16 protein-coding genes are annotated in these 17,066 nt (G+C 51.6%); 7 read left to right on the top strand and 9 right to left on the bottom strand.

Features of this window, described 5'->3' with window-relative positions; translation table 11 throughout:
- Positions 1–93 precede the first annotated feature (93 nt).
- The 7 genes from H1D31_RS11015 to H1D31_RS10985 form a co-directional block, all read right to left on the bottom strand.
- On the bottom strand, positions 94–1,110 hold the full coding sequence (locus H1D31_RS11015; protein ID WP_261258545.1) for a porin: 1,017 nt from the start codon (positions 1,108–1,110) through the stop codon (positions 94–96).
- Positions 1,111–1,251: 141 nt separating this feature from the next.
- Positions 1,252–1,812: an NADPH-dependent FMN reductase gene (locus H1D31_RS11010; protein WP_261258543.1), complete on the bottom strand. Its 561-nt coding sequence runs from the start codon at positions 1,810–1,812 to the stop codon at positions 1,252–1,254.
- Positions 1,809–2,354, bottom strand: coding sequence for a DUF1993 family protein (locus tag H1D31_RS11005; protein ID WP_261258541.1), 546 nt, complete (start codon positions 2,352–2,354; stop codon positions 1,809–1,811). The genes H1D31_RS11010 and H1D31_RS11005 overlap by 4 nt, the downstream gene beginning before the upstream one ends.
- Before the next feature lie 185 nt (positions 2,355–2,539).
- Positions 2,540–3,706, bottom strand: coding sequence for a trans-sulfuration enzyme family protein (locus tag H1D31_RS11000; protein WP_261258540.1), 1,167 nt, complete (start codon positions 3,704–3,706; stop codon positions 2,540–2,542).
- Positions 3,696–4,751, bottom strand: a complete 1,056-nt coding sequence (locus H1D31_RS10995) for an isopenicillin N synthase family dioxygenase (protein WP_261258538.1) — start codon at positions 4,749–4,751, stop codon at positions 3,696–3,698. Before H1D31_RS10995 ends, H1D31_RS11000 begins: the two co-directional genes overlap by 11 nt.
- Positions 4,752–4,936: 185 nt before the next feature.
- Positions 4,937–6,115, bottom strand: a complete 1,179-nt coding sequence (locus H1D31_RS10990; protein ID WP_261258537.1) for a YeeE/YedE family protein — start codon at positions 6,113–6,115, stop codon at positions 4,937–4,939.
- Between the two features lie 72 nt (positions 6,116–6,187).
- Positions 6,188–7,111, bottom strand: coding sequence for a sulfurtransferase (locus H1D31_RS10985; RefSeq protein WP_261258535.1), 924 nt, complete (start codon positions 7,109–7,111; stop codon positions 6,188–6,190).
- Between the two features lie 245 nt (positions 7,112–7,356).
- Between H1D31_RS10985 and H1D31_RS10980 the strand changes: the two genes are divergently transcribed.
- From H1D31_RS10980 to H1D31_RS10960, 5 genes are all read left to right on the top strand, one after another.
- Complete coding sequence (locus H1D31_RS10980) at positions 7,357–7,518, top strand: YezD family protein (protein ID WP_261258533.1); 162 nt, start codon at positions 7,357–7,359, stop codon at positions 7,516–7,518.
- Between the two features lie 85 nt (positions 7,519–7,603).
- A complete protein-coding gene (locus H1D31_RS10975) occupies positions 7,604–8,626 on the top strand; it encodes a sulfate ABC transporter substrate-binding protein (protein ID WP_261258530.1) in 1,023 nt (340 codons plus the stop codon).
- Between the two features lie 58 nt (positions 8,627–8,684).
- Positions 8,685–9,509: a sulfate ABC transporter permease subunit CysT gene (cysT, locus tag H1D31_RS10970; protein ID WP_261258529.1), complete on the top strand. Its 825-nt coding sequence runs from the start codon at positions 8,685–8,687 to the stop codon at positions 9,507–9,509.
- A gap of 1 nt (position 9,510) precedes the next feature.
- The gene (gene cysW / locus H1D31_RS10965) at positions 9,511–10,386 is read left to right on the top strand and encodes a sulfate ABC transporter permease subunit CysW (protein ID WP_261258528.1); all 876 of its coding nucleotides are present in this window, start codon (positions 9,511–9,513) and stop codon (positions 10,384–10,386) included.
- Between the two features lie 11 nt (positions 10,387–10,397).
- A complete protein-coding gene (locus H1D31_RS10960) occupies positions 10,398–11,462 on the top strand; it encodes a sulfate/molybdate ABC transporter ATP-binding protein (protein ID WP_261258526.1) in 1,065 nt (354 codons plus the stop codon).
- 36 nt (positions 11,463–11,498) lie between these two features.
- Here the strand turns inward: H1D31_RS10960 and H1D31_RS10955 are convergent, their stop codons facing one another.
- Positions 11,499–13,517 (bottom strand): cation:proton antiporter, encoded by a 2,019-nt coding sequence (locus H1D31_RS10955; RefSeq protein WP_261258524.1) that lies wholly within the window; start codon positions 13,515–13,517, stop codon positions 11,499–11,501.
- 217 nt (positions 13,518–13,734) lie between these two features.
- Here H1D31_RS10955 and H1D31_RS10950 point away from each other — a divergent pair, with 217 nt between their 5' ends.
- Complete coding sequence (locus tag H1D31_RS10950) at positions 13,735–14,319, top strand: cytochrome b (RefSeq protein WP_261258521.1); 585 nt, start codon at positions 13,735–13,737, stop codon at positions 14,317–14,319.
- Positions 14,320–14,406: 87 nt separating this feature from the next.
- On the top strand, positions 14,407–15,789 hold the full coding sequence (locus tag H1D31_RS10945; RefSeq protein ID WP_261258519.1) for a ribonuclease J: 1,383 nt from the start codon (positions 14,407–14,409) through the stop codon (positions 15,787–15,789).
- Here H1D31_RS10945 and H1D31_RS10940 read toward each other — a convergent pair.
- Positions 15,773–16,792 (bottom strand): LacI family DNA-binding transcriptional regulator, encoded by a 1,020-nt coding sequence (locus H1D31_RS10940; RefSeq protein WP_261258518.1) that lies wholly within the window; start codon positions 16,790–16,792, stop codon positions 15,773–15,775. The genes H1D31_RS10945 and H1D31_RS10940 overlap by 17 nt on opposite strands.
- Between the last annotated feature and the right edge of the window lie 274 nt (positions 16,793–17,066).

Raw genomic sequence — 17,066 nt, 5'->3', positions numbered from 1 at the left:
AACATCAACACGCCCTAAGAGTGAAGGAGCAGGTGTGGCGAGATATAGGTTGTGTCGGCAAAGCAAGCGGGTAGCAGACTACCCGCACTGAGCTTAGAAGCGGTAGATAATCCCCAGCGATAAGCCGGTGCTATCTTCACCGGCGATCGCCGGTAACTGAGTGCCGCGGCCGCCGCCAGAGATGCGGAAGGCGGCATTGTCATCATTACTGGTGATACCGTAAACGGCATAAAGCACTAACTCACGGCCAAAATTACGGTCTACACCCACAGCGAATAACGTTGCGCCGCTGTCTGCCGTATCGTTGTCGCCGGTTTGATAAACCTGGCCGCGCCAGACATAGTTACCTTGCTTATAGCTGGCACCAACACCATAAACATTGCGGTCGCCACCCGGAATATCCTTGGCGCTTTGCCACAATGTCGTCAGGCGGATGGCATCCGTAATATCATAGTAAGCACCCAGGCGGATCGCCTGCGGATCTAAACCATCAGTGCCTTCAAAACGCTCAAAGGCCGCAGCTAAATAAATGCCTTTTTGCTCATAGGTAATGGAGCTGCTGTAAGACTCGCGCAGATTATCTACGGTAGCGCCGGTATTGTTATGCGGCGTATAGTGAAAGGCAAAGGTCAGGTTATTGACGGTCGGGCTTTGATAAGCCACACCATTTTTAAAGCGCTCGTCAAACACATTACCAATGGTTCCGCCACTAACCCGACCGATGTTACGGATATCACCCACCCGATCACCAAACTGATCGACCTTGCCGCGCAATACTTTTAGCGGCGTATCGAACTGACCAATTTTTACTGTACCAAAATCGCCACGCAGGCCGACATAAGAATCGCGATCGGCAAAGCTACCGGCACCCTCATCGATACGAATGGTTTGCTCAAGCTGCACAAAGGCCTCTAAACCGCCTTCCAGTTTGGTGCTGGCACGAAACCCCAACCGGCTTGAGTTACTGGAAACGTTGGTACCGCTGTCGACGCCATTATCCAAACGGTCCAGCGAGAGATGCGCCAGACCATAGATCTCGACGTTATTGGCCTGAACAGTGCCCACAGCCAGCAAAGATGCGGCCAGTAAAGAGTATTTAAACAGTTGCATATTTTGTTTTCCTGAATTTATGTTTTATTTGGGCTATTTTGCTGTTGTCTTATTACTGTAATATTCTTTTTTTAAAGGGTCTACTAAGATTCCAATTCTATTTTGATATAAATTAAAACCCTTTCATATTCTGGTTGGCGCTTAGGCAACAATGCTGCGTTGCTGGCTTTTCGCCAGGCTCACGGCCTGGTTAACACTAAAATAAATGCGCTGTAACTGCTGGGCATTATTCAAGCTAAAACAATAGGGTAGTGGTGCACTATCCAGCTCGCTGTATGGGATATAGCTATCTATTGGCAACACAAAAAGCCCAAAATACTCCAGCAGCGGCCGCAGTTGTTGCTCGGATACGTTTGAATAAAGCAAGTTTCCGGTTGTGCACTGCAGCGCAATTTTATTGCGCAGCGCTGTCGGGTCCAGTAAATCAAAGATGTGTTTAAATAATCCCGGTAGCCCCTGATGAAAAATTGGGCAAATAATAATTATTAAATTTGCATCCAGTAATTGCTGGCAGGCATCTAAAGCATGATCCGGCAACTGCTGTAATGTGGTGGCGCTGCCCAGCAAATTGCCCCAGATACTGAGATCAAACAGGCTGTGCTGTACTGTTGGATACTGCATCAGGGCCGCCTGATAGCGTTTAGCTATGGCGAGGCTTCTGGTACCTGGTAAAGGGTCACCAGAGACAACGACGGCTTTCATATAAAGGCACCCAGATCCGGCCATGCTGGATCGTCTTGCTGCGGCCGGCCGAGATAATCTTGTTTACCGATGGCAACGCCATTGTGGCGTAAGATGTTATACGCCGTGGTCACGTGAAAATGAAAATTAGGTACGGCATAAAACAAGATATAGCCCAGGGCGCTGTATTGTTCTTCAAAGGTTGGCGGTAATAAAAAGTCTTTCTCTGCGCCACTGTTTACTTGCCTTGGTGCGACACTGATCAGAAAACTGAGGGTGTGATTAACCCGGGCAATATGCTGCTCCATAGTGATCAGTGGCTCGGCAAAGTCTGGTTCAGTGATGCCGGAGAGCTGGGTAATGGTTTCGGCAGCAATTTCCGCTGCGCGAACAATTTGTTTCGATAATTCAAACATATCCGGGTACAGCCGGCTTTGTAAAAGCAAGGCTGCCGGGTAACCTTTTAGCTGTGCCTGGTAGTTGGCTTTACGTAGCAGACGGGCAAGATTGGTCAGGCTGCGGCTAAAAACGGGGGTTGAGATATCGTTTAAGCTGATCGTCATTCGAAAGTTCCTTCTCAGGCCAGGCCTTACCGGTAAAAAACGTGGTATCCAACACGGATACCACGGGATAAAACTACCAAGAGGGTGTAGAACAGGACTACAACTACAGCTTAATATATTCCTTAGTTAGATCAAATCAATTATAAATAACCAAATGGAATAACTAATTCAGGAAAGTTTGCTGCTTAAATCAGCCCGCTCAGCGCCTGATTCAGATCAGCAATTAAGTCGGCCGGTGCTTCTACGCCGATACTTAAGCGGATTAAATCATCGCTAACACCAGCCGCCAGACGTTGTTGCGGCGTCATAGCGGCATGGGTGGTACTGGCAGGGTGGCAAGCCAGACTCTCCAGATCACCAAGGCTTACGGCTTGGGTAAATAATTGCAGCTGGTCCAGAAAACGGGCGGCGCTGTTAAAGCCGCCATTAATTTCAATACTGATCATGCCACCATAGGCGCCTACCGTATCGGCCATCACCTGATGGCCGGGATGGGTATGCAGGCCCGGATAAATCACGTTTTTAACAGCAGGGTGCTTAGCTAAAAAAGCGGCAACTTCTGCTGCTCCGGCAAGATGGGCATCCATTCTAAGCGTCAGAGTACGCAAACCCCGCTGCAGTAAGTAAGCCTCTTGTGGGCCGAGCGCAGCCCCCAGATGTTTTAATGCAATATTCCGCACGCTTGGCAATAACCGGCTGTTACCGGCAACCACGCCGGCAATAATATCACCGTGCCCGCTCAGGTATTTAGTTGCACTGTGGATCACCAGATCGATGCCATGTTTTAGCGGCTGAAACAAATACGGGGTCAGAAAGGTGTTATCACACACTGTGATCGCGCCGGTTTTAGCCGCTGCCGCCAGCACTTTTCGGTAGTCGAACACTTTCAGATTCGGATTGGTGACCGGCTCGAATAAGATGACTTTGGTTTTGGGGTTAATGTTGGCCAGTAATTCATCGTCAGATTGGTAGGAGCTAACCGTGACGCCGGCACGGCTCAGTGTATTAACCAGAAAGGCCGCGCTACCACCATAGACGGGTTCAAGTAAGGCGACCTCATCACCCTGACTGGTCAGCGCATAAAAGACACTACTGACAGCGGCCATACCGCTGGCTACCGCCACCGCTTCATCGGCGCCTTCCAGCATGGCCAGTTGCTGTTCTAAGGCCATTAAAGTCGGATTCCCCATTCTGCTATAGATAAAACCGGCCTGTTCGCCGGCAAAGCGGGCTTTACCGTCTGCGGCGCTACCATAACTAAAGGTGCTGCTTTGGTAGATGGGGGTTGTCAGCGCGCCACTGGTGTTATAGCTATCAGCCTGAGCATGAAGTAATTGAGTTCTAAACTGCATAATTAAGTTCCGGGATGATCGGGGACTGAGGTAATGCTGCCGAATTTGCAGCGGTAATATCCGGGTAGTGCAAGGCCGCTACGTCCGGATGGGAGCGTAAACGTCCTTTTAGTACATTTTGGCCAACCTGATAAAAGAGTGGGTTTAGTGGATCACTGGCCGGGCCTTTGGCCCGCAATGCCAACTCATCAGGCAGTGGCAAAAGCGGCACCGTAGCATCGAGCTGCGCTGCCATAAAAAAGGCACAGGAATAGCGTTCGATACCTGCCGGTGGGCTAAGCACACGGTGGTAAGTTGCACGCAGGTAACCATTTGATGCCAGTTCCAATAGCTCACCAATATTAACAACAAAGGCCCCGGGCAGGGGCGTTGCCTGTATCCAGCCTTGTTCGGTCAGGACCTCCAGGCCACTGTGTTCATCCTGCAGTACCAATGTCAGATAGCCTGGATCTTTATGCGCGCCGACGCCTTGTTTACTTGTCGTACTGGCCTGGCCGGGATATCGGATTAACTTCAGGTGCTGGTAGGGGCCCTGACTGATGGTGTGATCAAAGGCCGAAACCGGCTGCTGCAGCACCAGCGCAAAGGCGCGCAGTAGCGTCACCGTAAGTTCGCTTAATTGCTGCTGCCAGCTTAACAACTGGCTGCGCATTTGCGGTAAGCTAGCGGGCCACTGATTCGGGCCATAAAGACCATACCAGGCAGGTGCGGCGGCCACGCCGGGGCGGGCAGGCTGCTCCGCCATAATATCAAATTGCTCGCGGTAGTCAGCCTTACCCAGCGTGAGTTCATCTCCCAACCGGGTGTAGCCGCGAAAATGTGGCGAATGCCGCATTTGTACCGCTAACTTTGAGGGTTCAGGTAAAGCAAAAAACTGCTTCGCCAAATCCAGAATAGCGGTTTGTTGGCTGACGGCAATACCGTGGCCGGTTAAATAAAAAAAGCCAGTTTCACGCGCGGCTTCACCCAGCTCATACAGAAATGCCCGTCTGGCATCACCGCCCGCATGCCATTTTGTTAGATCTAAAATTGGGAGTTGTTGCATCTGATCAATCCACAGCGTTGACAATTGCTGCTGAGTGTAGATTCCGGAAAGAGGATGGAGAAGAATCATATAACTATTAGTTATAGCAATAAGAAATATCAGGATGTTTTGGCATATAAGCGGCCAGAGGTGTAGAAGTCTGCTCTGGCCCGAAGTCTGACCAGAGCAACGGTGGCAGCGTAGCGCTAAGCTGCGCTATAACGTTGTCTCAGCCACCATCCGGCAAACAAGCCAAGGCCACAACAGAGTAAAAACACCCACCCAGATAAAGCAGATGCCATAATGCCGGACAATAGCACGCCGACGGTACAGCCGAGTGCCAGCATGGCGCCAAAGCCCATTAGCACGCCACCGGTAATTAGCCGTGGTAACTCCCGTAGTTTCGGCAAGCTGGGTTTAAATTCGCCGGCGGGCAAGGCGGCAGCCAGGGAGCCGGCAATTAACGCCAGAATAAAAACGCCATTGTTACTTAACAGGGTCTCCTTAACTACCGTTGCGCAGCCCCGTAGCGTATCCAAGCCTTCCAACCGGGACGGAAAGCTACTGAGTTGTCCGCCCAGGCTGCGGCTGATACTGCCCAGTTCGGCCGTTACCCCCAGCGGCGCCACGCGTAAGTAAGCCAAAGTCGCGATAAAAGCCACCAGGAGCCCGCCGATAAAAGCAGGCCAGCGCGCGACAAACAGCCGTTGATAAAGTGTTGTAACCTGGGCAGGACGATCCTTGGCCAGTCGTAGCAAGCCACTGGCGAGCAGCGCCAGTACTCCCAGTTGTAATATCAGCGAGCCAGCATAGCCCAGCTGCGCCGGTAGCCAGATAACCGTACTTTGCTGCACAAAAGCCGAGTAAAGCGTATTCCAGCAGTAAAAGCCCAGCAGAAACCCCAGTATTACCGCCGGAAGCACAATTAAACCACTAAAGGCGCCTTCGCCAAGCCGGTAAAGTACTGCACTGATGCAAGAGCCAGCCAGGGCCATACCAACACCAAAAGCGCCCGCACCTATGGTTAATGCCCAACTAACTGCACCGATGTGCGCGCCGGGTGGTAAGCGACCAGCGCTGGCATCTGGCACGAAAATACCAAACACCGCGTGATACCCGACCAAACCCAAGGCTAAAGCGGTAATGATCCCGAGTAAGCCCTGCGCCTGACGTCGTTCGATAAAGTCGCGGCTAACACAGTAAAAGCAAAAACGACTACGCTGTAATACATAGCCGAAGGCGGCGCCGCAAAGTAAAGAAAAACTTAGCTGGCGGTTTTGCTGCTCAAGGTAATAAGCAAGCAAGCCGAGGATTAGAACAATGATGCAACTGACCAGCCAGCGCAGCCCGGTTTGACGTATTGTAAGTGGTGATACCTGCTCCACACAGACTCCCGAATTCCTGAAAAACCTAACGCAAAAAGGGCCTGCCGGCCCTTTGTCAAAAACTGCTGTAGCTTACTTACCGCCCCAGATGGTACCGGCGATATTTACTACCGGTACGCCGACACTGTTACCGTACTCCGTCCAGGAGCCGTCATAGTTTCGTACGTCGTAGCCCAGAATTTTCTTCAGTGCAAACCAGGTATGGCTTGAGCGCTCACCGATCCGGCAATAAACGACTATCGGTTTGCTGCCATCAATACCCACGCTGGCGTACAGTTTTTGCAGTTCTTCTTTGGATTTAAAGGTGCCGTCAGCCGCCACCGCCTGTACCCAGGGCACATTTACTGCGTTAGGAATATGACCGGCACGAACAGCGGTTTCCTGTACGCCGGCCGGCGCAAAAATTTTCCCCTCGTACTCATCTTTAGACCGAATATCTACCAGGCCATAGTTTTTACGTCCCTCAGCAATATCCAGAACATCTGTTAGCCGGGCACGCAATGCCAGATCCGGCTCACCAACGCTGATATTGCCGGCTTTGGCCTGGCGCTGCACAACGCTTAGCGGGCGTTTTTCAGCTTCCCATTTGGCGCGTCCCCCGTCTAACAGTTTGACATTGGGGACCTGATAGATATCAAAAATCCAGGCTCCCCAGGCAGCAAACCAATTATTGGTATCGCCATACAGTACTATGGTGCTGTCGTTTGAGACACCGGCATTGCGAAGCAGCTGCTCGAAGCGCGCTTTATCGACGATATCCCGTTTCACCGTATCGACCAGGTCGGTGTGCCAAACCAAATTTGCTGCCCCTTCGATATGCCCCCGCTCGTACACTCCCGGATTAACGCTGACTTCCAGGATCCGGACTTTGGGGTTCTGCAGATTTTGCTCTAACCAGTCGGTACTGACCAGAAAATCAGAGGCCAGACTGTACCAGCTAGTGACCGTCAGCAGGCTGACGGTCAAGGTTTTTGCAAGTAGATGTTTAAGTGCCATGGTTATAGCTCCGTGCTGTCGTATTAAAAATGTGCAATAGCAGTCTAGAAGGGCAAACAAGAAAACCACAAAGAATAAAAGTATCTAACTAGTGCCAAAAAAGCATATCGCTGCCGTGTTGGTAGCAGGCTGAGGTTTTGGCTATCTATATATCCAGATGGAATAGAAAAGAATTAAATCGAATTTTCTGGTTATGGAAGTTCTGGTTACTATCATCGCAGCTTCGATAGTGTGGAGAGAGCGAAATGAGTGAAGCAAAGAAGCAGATCGAGTCATTAGAGCCGTTGGTTGCAGTGATAGAGCAGTTGCTTGGCAAAATTGAGTTTGGCTCAGTAGAGCTGATTTTTCATCACGGCAAGCTGGTTCAGTTAGAAAAGCACGAAAAGGTGCGCTTTGAAAAGCATTAGTCATTAAACGCTAATAGACAAAACATCATGCTGACCGGATTACCGGAAGCGAAAAAACAAAAATCATAATTTTGAGGACATCAGCATGAAACCTATCTTTAAAACAGCAAAGAAAATTGCTATCGGCGTGGCGCTGGCTGCCAGCAGCTTCGCGGTAACTGCGACAACATTACTTAATGTATCTTATGACCCCACCCGTGAGTTTTATCGCGAGTATAACCAGTTGTTCGGCCACCACTGGCGTGCCCAGGGCAACAGCGCCGTCACAGTGCGTCAGTCGCATGGTGGTTCCGGCTCGCAGGCACGATCTGTGATTGATGGCCTGGATGCCGATGTGGTGACATTGGCACTGGCCTATGATGTGGATGCACTGCGCACCCAGGGTAATTTGATCCCGGAAAACTGGCAAAGCCGCTTGCCGCTAAACAGCTCGCCTTATACGTCGACCATCGTTCTGCTGGTACGCAAGGGTAACCCAAAGCAGATCAAAGACTGGGATGATCTGGTGCGGGATGATGTACAGGTTATTACACCCAACCCGAAAACCTCCGGTGGCGCCCGCTGGAACTATCTGGCGGCCTGGGGCTATGCACTGAACAAGTACGGTTCGGATGATAAAGCGTACGAGTTTGTTGAGAAAATTTATAAGAATGTGCCGGTACTGGATCCTGCCGCCCGTGGAGCAACCAATACCTTTGTGCAGCGCCGCATTGGTGATGTGTTTATCGCCTGGGAGAATGAAGCCTTTTTAGCCGTTGAGCAATTGGGGCGCGGTGAGTATGAGATTATCGTTCCCAGCAGCAGTATTCTGGCAGAACCACCGGTAACCGTTGTCGATCGCAATGTGGATCGCAAAGGTACCCGCCAAGCCGCCGAAGCCTATCTGAATTATTTATACAGCGACGAAGCCCAGCATCTGGCTGCCAAACATTTTTACCGCCCGGCTAAGCCTGAGATTGCCAAGCAATATCTGGAGAAGTTTCCACAAGTTAATTTCTTTACGGTAGATCAGGTTTTTGGTGGCTGGGATAAGGCACAGCAAACGCACTTTAATGATGGTGGCCGTTTCGATGCCATTTTAGAAGCGATAGCACGCTCACGCCGTTAACTAAGCATGGCGCCCCGGTTATGCCGGGGCCTGTTATTTGTAATTATAGGTGTCAATAATGAGTCAGGCCGCTGTGCGCTCCGTGATCCCGGGCTTTGGTATTACCCTTGGCTTTTCGGTGTTATATCTGAGTTTATTATTTTTATTACCGGTCGCCGGGTTAATCCTCTTTACGTTTAAGATGACCTGGCCGGAGTTTTGGGCGGCCATCAGCCACCCCCAGGTTGTGGCTTCTTATAAGTTGTCGTTTGGCGCATCCTTTATTGGGGCAAGTATCAATGCCGTGTTTGGCACCTTAACGGCCTGGGTGTTGGTGCGCTACAGCTTCCCGGGGAAAAAAATTGTTGATGCGCTGGTGGATCTGCCTTTTGCCTTGCCAACTGCAGTGGCAGGGATTGCGTTGGTTACCCTGTATGCCAGCACCGGTTGGGTAGGGCAATATCTGGATCTGTTTGGGATCCGGGTGGCATACAGTGAGGTTGGCGTCATTATTGCGCTGACCTACATTGGCTTACCTTTTGTGGTACGCACTGTCCAGCCGGTATTGGCTGATTTTGAGAAAGAGCTGGAAGAAGCCTCAGCTGCGCTGGGTGCCAGCCGCTTAACCACCGTCAGGCGGGTAATTTTGCCGGCAATTTTACCGGCGCTGCTGACCGGCTATGCACTGGCGTTTGCCCGCGCGGTTGGCGAATACGGCTCGGTGATCTTTATCTCTGGCAATATGCCTTACAAAACCGAGATCACGCCTTTACTTATCGTAGCGAAAGCTGAGCAATACGACTATAACGGTGCTGCTGCTATAGGTGTGGTCATGCTGTTTGCGGCCTTTGTGCTCCTGCTGCTGATTAACGGCCTGCAGTGGTGGACCAGTAAGAGAGCCTAAGATGACAGAATTGGTATTAACAAAACTTGAGCAGCCGGCGCGCGCCGTGCCAAAAGCCACCGCCGAACCGCTGTGGGTAAAATGGACGCTGATTGGCGTTTGTCTGGTGTTTTTAAGCTTATTCCTGGTGCTGCCTTTATCAGTGGTGCTGTTTGGTGCCTTTGAACTTGGTCTGCAGGTCTGGTGGGACGCGGTCAGTGAGCCGGATGCACTGGCGGCAATCCGCCTGACGCTGCTGGTGTTGTTGATCGTGGTGCCGCTTAACGCCATCTTTGGCGTTGCTATTGCCTGGGCTATTGCCAAGTTTGAGTTTAAAGGCAAAACCCTTCTGATCTCAGTAATCGATATGCCCTTTGCTATTTCGCCGGTGGTGGTTGGCTTAATCTTCGTTATTTTGTTTGGCTCGCAGGGCTGGCTTGGTCCTTGGTTGGCGGCACATGACCTGAAAATTGTCTTTGCGATTCCCGGCATTATTATCGTGATCTTGTTTGGCACCTTGCCGTTTGTGGCACGCGAGCTAATCCCGCTAATGCAGCAACAGGGTAAGGAAGAGGAAGAGGCGTCACTAACCTTGGGGGCCAGTGGCTGGCAAACGTTTTGGCGGGTCACGCTGCCCAATATTAAATGGGGCCTGATTTACGGCGTGGTGCTGTGTAATGCCCGTGCCATGGGCGAGTTTGGCGCGGTGGCGATAGTGTCGGGCCGTATTCGCGGTGAAACCAATACCATGCCGCTGCATATCGAAGTACTGTATAACGAATATATGTTTACTGCGGCCTTCGCCGTATCATCCCTGTTAACCGGCCTGGCGCTGGTGACCATAGTGTTGAAAAGCTGGGTTGAATATAAAGACGAACGTCGTCATAAAACTGCCTAAGAGAGAATGTGATGAGTATTAGTATTGAACAGGTTAATAAACGCTTTGGTCATTTTGTGGCGCTGGATAATGTTAATTTAAATATTCAAACCGGTGAGCTTACCGCTTTACTGGGGCCATCCGGCTCGGGTAAAACCACCTTGCTGCGGATTATTGCCGGGCTGGAACAAGCGGACAGCGGCATTATCCGCTTCAACAGCGAGGATATTACCGGTCAGCATGTCTCCGAGCGTGGCGTCGGTTTTGTGTTTCAGCACTATGCGTTGTTTAAGCATATGACGGTGTTTGAAAACGTGGCCTATGGCTTAACGGTTAAACCAAAAAAATTCCGCCCCTCGAAGGCGGAGATCGCCAAAAAAGTAAACAATCTGCTGGAGTTAGTGCAGCTGGGCTGGACAGCCGATCGTTATCCGTCACAGCTCTCGGGCGGACAACGGCAGCGAATTGCGCTGGCCCGGGCTCTGGCAGTTGAACCGAAAATGTTATTGCTGGATGAGCCGTTCGGTGCGCTGGATGCCAAGGTGCGTGCTGAGCTGCGCCGTTGGTTGCGCCGCTTGCATGATGAAATTCATGTCACCAGTGTCTTTGTTACCCACGATCAGGAAGAAGCGCTGGAAGTGGCCGATCGTATCGTGGTGATGAACAAAGGTCGCATCGAGCAGGAAGGTACGCCGGAGCAGGTGTATGACAACCCGGCCAATCCCTTTGTGTATGAGTTTTTAGGTAATGTAAATCTGTTTCATGCCCGGGTAAAACAAGGCCAGAGCAGTATCGGACAGTTAAGGGTGCCGTCACCGGAATATACCAACAGCGAAGAGCAAGACGGCCTGGCCTATGTGCGGCCGCATGAAATTGATGTCTTTAACCTGCCGCAGCCCGATGCCATTAAAGTAAAACTGGATCTGGTGACCATTGTTGGCCCCTCAGTGCGTTTGGAAGTGCTGGCTGAATCCGATCAACAGCTGATCCACGTTGAACTGCCGAAAGAGCAGTTTAAGCAACTAAACCTGAAGCAGGGCGAACAAGCCTGGATCCTGCCACGTTATAGCAAGGTGTTTTTAGGGGAAGGGATCTAAGCGGGCTGGCAAAGCCCGCTATATTTCGCTGACAGGCTAGGCGATAGCGACGGTGGCAGTCACGATGGGATCTTGCCGTTCGGCCGGATAAATCACCAGCAAATTGGTGTGCGGCAGTGCCTGACTCAGCCTTTGCTGTAAACGGGGCAGATCAGCATCCCAGGCCAGACCACCCTGACGCACGCCGTAGAGCACCAGTAAGTCACCTGTCGGTGCCAGCTTATGCAGCTGATCGGGTAACAACTGATACTGCGGCGCGGTAATGTAACCACTGATATTGGCTTTATTCAGCGCGGCTTTGATAGCCGCGACCTGGTTATCCTGACAACAGAGCTGTACCGTCAGACTTAACTGTTGCGCCAGACGTTGCACCAACTCGCGCGCTTCAGTAAAACCGGCCTCTTTTTCTGCATTGGGTGGAATAAGCCAGAATAAGCGTTGACCGTGTTGTAGTGGTGACAGCTGACGCTTCACCAGCAGTGTATAACCCGGATCGGCCAGCAAGCGGCTTAACATTGAACCAAATAGCAGCTCGGCGGTACTGCTGTGTTCGCTCCAGCCCACAATTACTTCAGTCGCATTCAGCTCCCGACGACTTCGCAAAATACCATCACTGATATTCAGATCCAGCCGGGTTTTGGCCTGAGCCGGAATATTGGCGGCAGCCAGATAACTGACCGCCTGCTCCAGTCGACCGGCGGCTTGCTGTAACGGCAGGCTGTGATCGCGCTGTTCTTCTACCACTGTCATCGCGTACACAGGTTGACGGGCGCCCGGCGCGCGCAGCCATTTCGCCAACTGTAAAAAGGGCTCCATCTGTTGCTGCGGTGCCAGTGCTACCATAATCCGTTGCTCCGCCAGGCTTTCCTCGGTCTGCTGTTGGCTGCTAAGCGCAATTTTCCGGCCGTAGCGATCAACCAGCCAGGGCGCCAAAAAGCAGGTAACCAGAATCATAAGAATGGCACCGTTTACCACCGCTTCATCAAACAAGCCAATTTCATAGCCGACCATCGTTGCGGCCAGTGTGGCGGCAGCCTGGGCGACGCTTAAGCCAAACACCACCCGCGCTTGCGGTTTGCTATAGCCTAAAAACAGTCGGCATAGCTCAGCGGCGGCCCACTTGGTTAAAATGACAGTGGCGACCATAGCAAAGGCAATGACCCAGGCGCGGGCACTGGCAAAGAAAATCCCGACATCCAGCAGCATACCAACCGATAACAAAAAGAACGGGATAAATATCGCTTCACCGGTAAATTGCAGCCGGTTCATCAGGGTACTGTTATGCGGAATAATACGGTTAAGGGCTAACCCTGCCAAAAAGGCGCCGATAATCGGCTCAGCGCCAGCCAGATGTGAGAAGCTGGCGCAGATAAAGACTGTGGCTAAGACAAAGACAAATTCGGCTACGCCATCACCGCCGACACTGCGAAAGAACCAGCGTGCCAGCCTGGGTAATAACACTAAAATAAGCAGGATATACAGGCTTAAACTTATGCCCAGTTGCAGCCAGTAATGTTCGCTAAGCTCGCCTTTGGCCATGGTTGCAATCACCGCCAGCACCAACAAGGCGAGCGTGTCGGTAATAATAGTGCCGCCAACGGCAGTCGTTACGGCCGGGTTGCGGCTAATGCCTAAGCGGCTGGCGATAGGATACGCCAGCAACGTATGAGAGGCGAACATACTGGCCAGCAGTATCGCCGCCAGCCAGTCAAAGCCGAGTAATAAGCCAATGGCGGTGCCGGTTGTCTGCGGGATGGCAAAGGTGAATAGACCAAACAGCAGCGTGTGCGATTTGGAGCGTTTTAATTGCTGCATATCAATTTCAAGTGCAGCAATAAACATAATATACAGCAAGCCTACGGTGCCAAAGAGCACAAAAGACTGATCACGGGCCAGCACATTGAGCGCATTGGGGCCAAGCAGGGCGCCGGCGAAGAGTAAACCCAGCATACCGGGTAAGCGGTAGCGCGCGAGCAGAATAGGGCAGATCAGGATCAGGCTGGCAACAATCGCAAACACAACAACCGGATTGGTTATAGGAAACAACTCAGACATCTGTCCGTTATCCTTCAAACTACGGTAAAAATAGCAGTGGCTAGTGTAATCAAAGTTCATGGCGCCTGATAGCATTGATTGCACCTTACTGCCCGCTTTTGCCTGACGTTATTCGAATTTCTGCAACAAAGTGAGCAACTAATACTGTTGTTGCTGACATTTTAGCCCGGCAAACTAGAGCACTGGTTTTGTTTAACAAAGGCTACTGGATTTCGTTATGTTAAAAAACTCCCCAACTCACTATGGCCGGGTTGCCCGCGCCTTGCACTGGCTGACGGCACTGCTGTTTTTACTGGCTTATATCGCAGTGTATTACCGACAGTGGTTTACCGAAGCCCGGACGCCGGAGAACTGGACTGCACTGCAACTGCATTTATCCTTTGGCGTGACTATCGCGGTGCTGGTGGTGCTGCGGCTTTATTGGCGGCTGACTAATGTTCAGCCTGCGGCTGAGCCCGGTTCGGCGCTGATGCAAAAGGCTGCGCATCTGGGGCATCTGGTATTGTATGGCGTGCTGATTGTGATGCCATTGACCGGCTATTTAGGGACCGGCGTGGCAACCGAGTTTTTCTTTTTATTTGAGATCCCGAAATTTGCCGATACCTGGTTGTTTCAGACGCTGGTTGCGGATGGTATGGGCCTAACCTTTGAGCAATTTGAAGCGCCGATGGATTTTATTCATAAGCAGGGCGGTGCTTATCTGGTGTGGCTATTGATCCTGGGGCATGCCGCGGCCGCGCTTTACCATCACTATCATCTAAAAGATCGCACGCTATTAAAAATGTTGCCACCCCGTCGCTGACAGCGGAAATGTCTGCTGGGTCTGTGAACGTGAATGGCGTATTATACGTAGCACTTAGCAGTTGATAGTAGTGTAATACGAGGTGACATGGCCAGCCGTTCGAGCGCTGAAATGACCTTAGCCGGCGAGCAGGATCTCTGGTTTTTGCCGCTTGGCGGTTGCGGCGAAATTGGGATGAACCTGAATTTATACGGTCATGCCGGGCGCTGGTTAATGGTGGATTGCGGCGTCACCTTTTATAATCCGCTGCAGCCGCAGACACAGCCAGCTCAGCTTACGGCTGAAGTGCAGGCGGCCGATCCCAGCTTTATTGCCGCACAACGCGAAAATCTGTGCGGTATTGTTATTACCCATGCCCACGAAGATCATATCGGTGCCTTGCCCTATTTATGGCCACGCTTGCAGGCGCCGGTGTATTGCACACCTTTTGCCGCTGAGGTGCTGCGCCGCAAACTGGTGCGTACCGATCTTGTCGAGCAGATACCAATTATCGAAATCCCACCCGGCGGCACCTGTCAGATCGGGCCTTTTCTCGTCAATTGGCTAAATATCACCCACTCGATCCCGGAATGTCAGGCGCTGTTAATCAGCACGCCGGCCGGTAAGGTATTTCATACCGCCGACTGGAAAATGGACCCAGCACCTATGCTGGGACGGCCTTTTAAACCGCAGGTATTCAAACGGCTGGCGGCGCAAGGTATTACTGCTATGGTCTGTGATTCAACCAATGCACTAAAAAGTGGCTTTTCGTTGTCGGAAACCGCTTGCTTTCATGCGCTGCGTGAGGTGGTCAGTCAGGCTCCAAAGCGGGTGCTGGTAACCGGTTTTAGCAGTAATATTGGCCGCTTAATTAGCCTGGGTCGCATTGCTCAGCAAAGCGGCCGTTACCTGGCACTGTTCGGCCGGGCGATGGAGAATATGGTCGGTGCTGCGCGTGCCTGCGGTTATTGGCCGGATGACCTGCCGCTGATTGATAACGCCCATATTGGTTTTTTGCCAGCGGAAGAAGTGCTGGTGGCGGCAACCGGTAGCCAGGGTGAACCCCGGGCCGCCCTGAGTAAACTGGCTGAAGATCGTCATCCGCAGCTGCTGCTATCAAAAGACGACTTGGTGATTTTCAGTGCCAATCTGATCCCTGGCAATGAGATGCTGGTCAGCCGGCTGGTGGATAAACTGAAAGCCAAACAGCTGCAGGTGTTGCAAGCGGCGGATACCTTGTTGCCAATCCATGTTTCCGGTCATCCGAATCAGGGCGAATTGGCTGAGATGTATCAGGCGGTAAAACCGGCCGTGGCGATACCGGTACATGGCGAGGCTGCACATATGCAAGCCAATGCCGCCATTGCCCGCGAGGTTGGGGTACCGCAACAACTGCTGGGGCAAAACGGCGATCTTTTTGTATTAGCGCCAAAGCCCAGGATCTGGCCGGGCTTTGTCAAAGCGGGCCGGGTGGCTATTCAGAGCGGGTAGACTCGCGAACGACCAGTTCCGGCACAAACACTGGCTGTTGTAAATAGGGATCACTGTCACTGAGCTTAACCGCTTTAAATAACAGCTCTGCCGCTTTACTGGCAATGATTCTGTTCGGCTGATGCGCCGTGGTTAGCGGTGGCCAGGTTTGACGCGAGAAGGGGCTGTCTTCAAAGCCGGCAATTGCCAGCTGAGAGGGGATAGCAATTTGCTGTAAGCGGGCACAAAACAGCGCCCCGGCCGCGATTTCATCGTTACAGGCGAAAATGGCACTGGGTGGTGTAGCCAGTGACAGCAATTTGCGGGCGCCGGTAACCCCGGATTCAAAAGAGTAGCTACCCGGCACGATATAGTCGTTTGGTAGCACAATGCCCCTTTTATTGAGTGCCGCCTGAAAGCCGGCCAGCCGCTCGCCACTGGAAGAGTGCTCTTCATCACCACATAAAAATGCCAGCTTGGTATGCCCTTGGTCCAACAAGTGGTTGGTAATGCGAAAGGCGGCGGTAAAGTCATCAATCAATACACAATGCTTTAGCTTTTCCGACGGCGTTGAGCCGGAAATAATCCGTACATAGTCGATATTATGTTGCTCTAGCGCTTTGGCAATTTCCGGCATTTCTGAAAACGGCGGCGTTAGCACCAATCCGGCCAGTCGCGAGCGCTCGACCAGATCCAGCACCTCCTGCACTATGCCACTGGATTTGGCGTTGGTGGGGTGGATCAACAGCTCATAGCCTTGTTTACGACAGGCATCCAGTAAGCCGTTTTGCATATCGATAATATAGTAGGCATTCGGATTATCGTAGACATAGCCAATACTGTAAGAGCGACTGCTGGCCAGATTGCGCGCCGCGGCGTTAGGTTGATATTGCAGTTCGGCAATGGCAGCCGTTACCTTGTCAAAGGTATCTTTACGGACCGAAGGTTCATTATTAATGACCCGGGATACGGTTTTAATCGACACGCCAGCCAGTTTGGCAACGTCATTAATGGTCACTTTCATCGTAAATTCATTCTGTTAGTTGGCCGGACATTATGCGGCGCCGGAGGCTGGATGCGCAAATGCTTTGTTAGCATATGACAGCGCTGGTCATTTTGTACAGTCTTTGCGCAGAATAAATCCGGGCTGTGCACCATAGTGTGAACAGTTTCCCGGTATAGAACCATAGCTGATTCAGCCAGTGCTTTATCCATTAATCTGGTGCGCGCTTTATTTTTAAGCTTTTGTTTGTAAATGATTTTAACCATTTCTGAATCAGCTGCTTTACTCCAGCACG

Origin of the sequence: Alishewanella sp. BS5-314, from assembly GCF_025377695.1 — a bacterium.
Classification (GTDB): domain Bacteria; phylum Pseudomonadota; class Gammaproteobacteria; order Enterobacterales; family Alteromonadaceae; genus Alishewanella; species Alishewanella aestuarii.
This window is presented reverse-complemented; position numbering and strand designations above follow the sequence as displayed.

Bases quoted from the DNA above. Each gene is read 5' to 3' on its own strand.
- H1D31_RS11000 (WP_261258540.1), bottom strand. From the start codon at position 3,706: ATGCAGTTTAGAACTCAATTACTTCATGCTCAGGCTGATAGCTATAAC.
- H1D31_RS10985 (WP_261258535.1), bottom strand. From the start codon at position 7,111: ATGGCACTTAAACATCTACTTGCAAAAACCTTGACCGTCAGCCTGCTG.
- H1D31_RS10955 (WP_261258524.1), bottom strand. From the start codon at position 13,517: ATGTCTGAGTTGTTTCCTATAACCAATCCGGTTGTTGTGTTTGCGATT.
- H1D31_RS11005 (WP_261258541.1), bottom strand. From the start codon at position 2,354: ATGACGATCAGCTTAAACGATATCTCAACCCCCGTTTTTAGCCGCAGC.
- H1D31_RS10950 (WP_261258521.1), top strand. From the start codon at position 13,735: ATGTTAAAAAACTCCCCAACTCACTATGGCCGGGTTGCCCGCGCCTTG.
- H1D31_RS10975 (WP_261258530.1), top strand. From the start codon at position 7,604: ATGAAACCTATCTTTAAAACAGCAAAGAAAATTGCTATCGGCGTGGCG.
- H1D31_RS11010 (WP_261258543.1), bottom strand. From the start codon at position 1,812: ATGAAAGCCGTCGTTGTCTCTGGTGACCCTTTACCAGGTACCAGAAGC.
- H1D31_RS10960 (WP_261258526.1), top strand. From the start codon at position 10,398: ATGAGTATTAGTATTGAACAGGTTAATAAACGCTTTGGTCATTTTGTG.
- H1D31_RS10940 (WP_261258518.1), bottom strand. From the start codon at position 16,792: ATGAAAGTGACCATTAATGACGTTGCCAAACTGGCTGGCGTGTCGATT.
- cysW (WP_261258528.1), top strand. From the start codon at position 9,511: ATGACAGAATTGGTATTAACAAAACTTGAGCAGCCGGCGCGCGCCGTG.
- H1D31_RS10945 (WP_261258519.1), top strand. From the start codon at position 14,407: ATGGCCAGCCGTTCGAGCGCTGAAATGACCTTAGCCGGCGAGCAGGAT.
- H1D31_RS10995 (WP_261258538.1), bottom strand. From the start codon at position 4,751: ATGCAACAACTCCCAATTTTAGATCTAACAAAATGGCATGCGGGCGGT.
- cysT (WP_261258529.1), top strand. From the start codon at position 8,685: ATGAGTCAGGCCGCTGTGCGCTCCGTGATCCCGGGCTTTGGTATTACC.
- H1D31_RS10980 (WP_261258533.1), top strand. From the start codon at position 7,357: ATGAGTGAAGCAAAGAAGCAGATCGAGTCATTAGAGCCGTTGGTTGCA.
- H1D31_RS11015 (WP_261258545.1), bottom strand. From the start codon at position 1,110: ATGCAACTGTTTAAATACTCTTTACTGGCCGCATCTTTGCTGGCTGTG.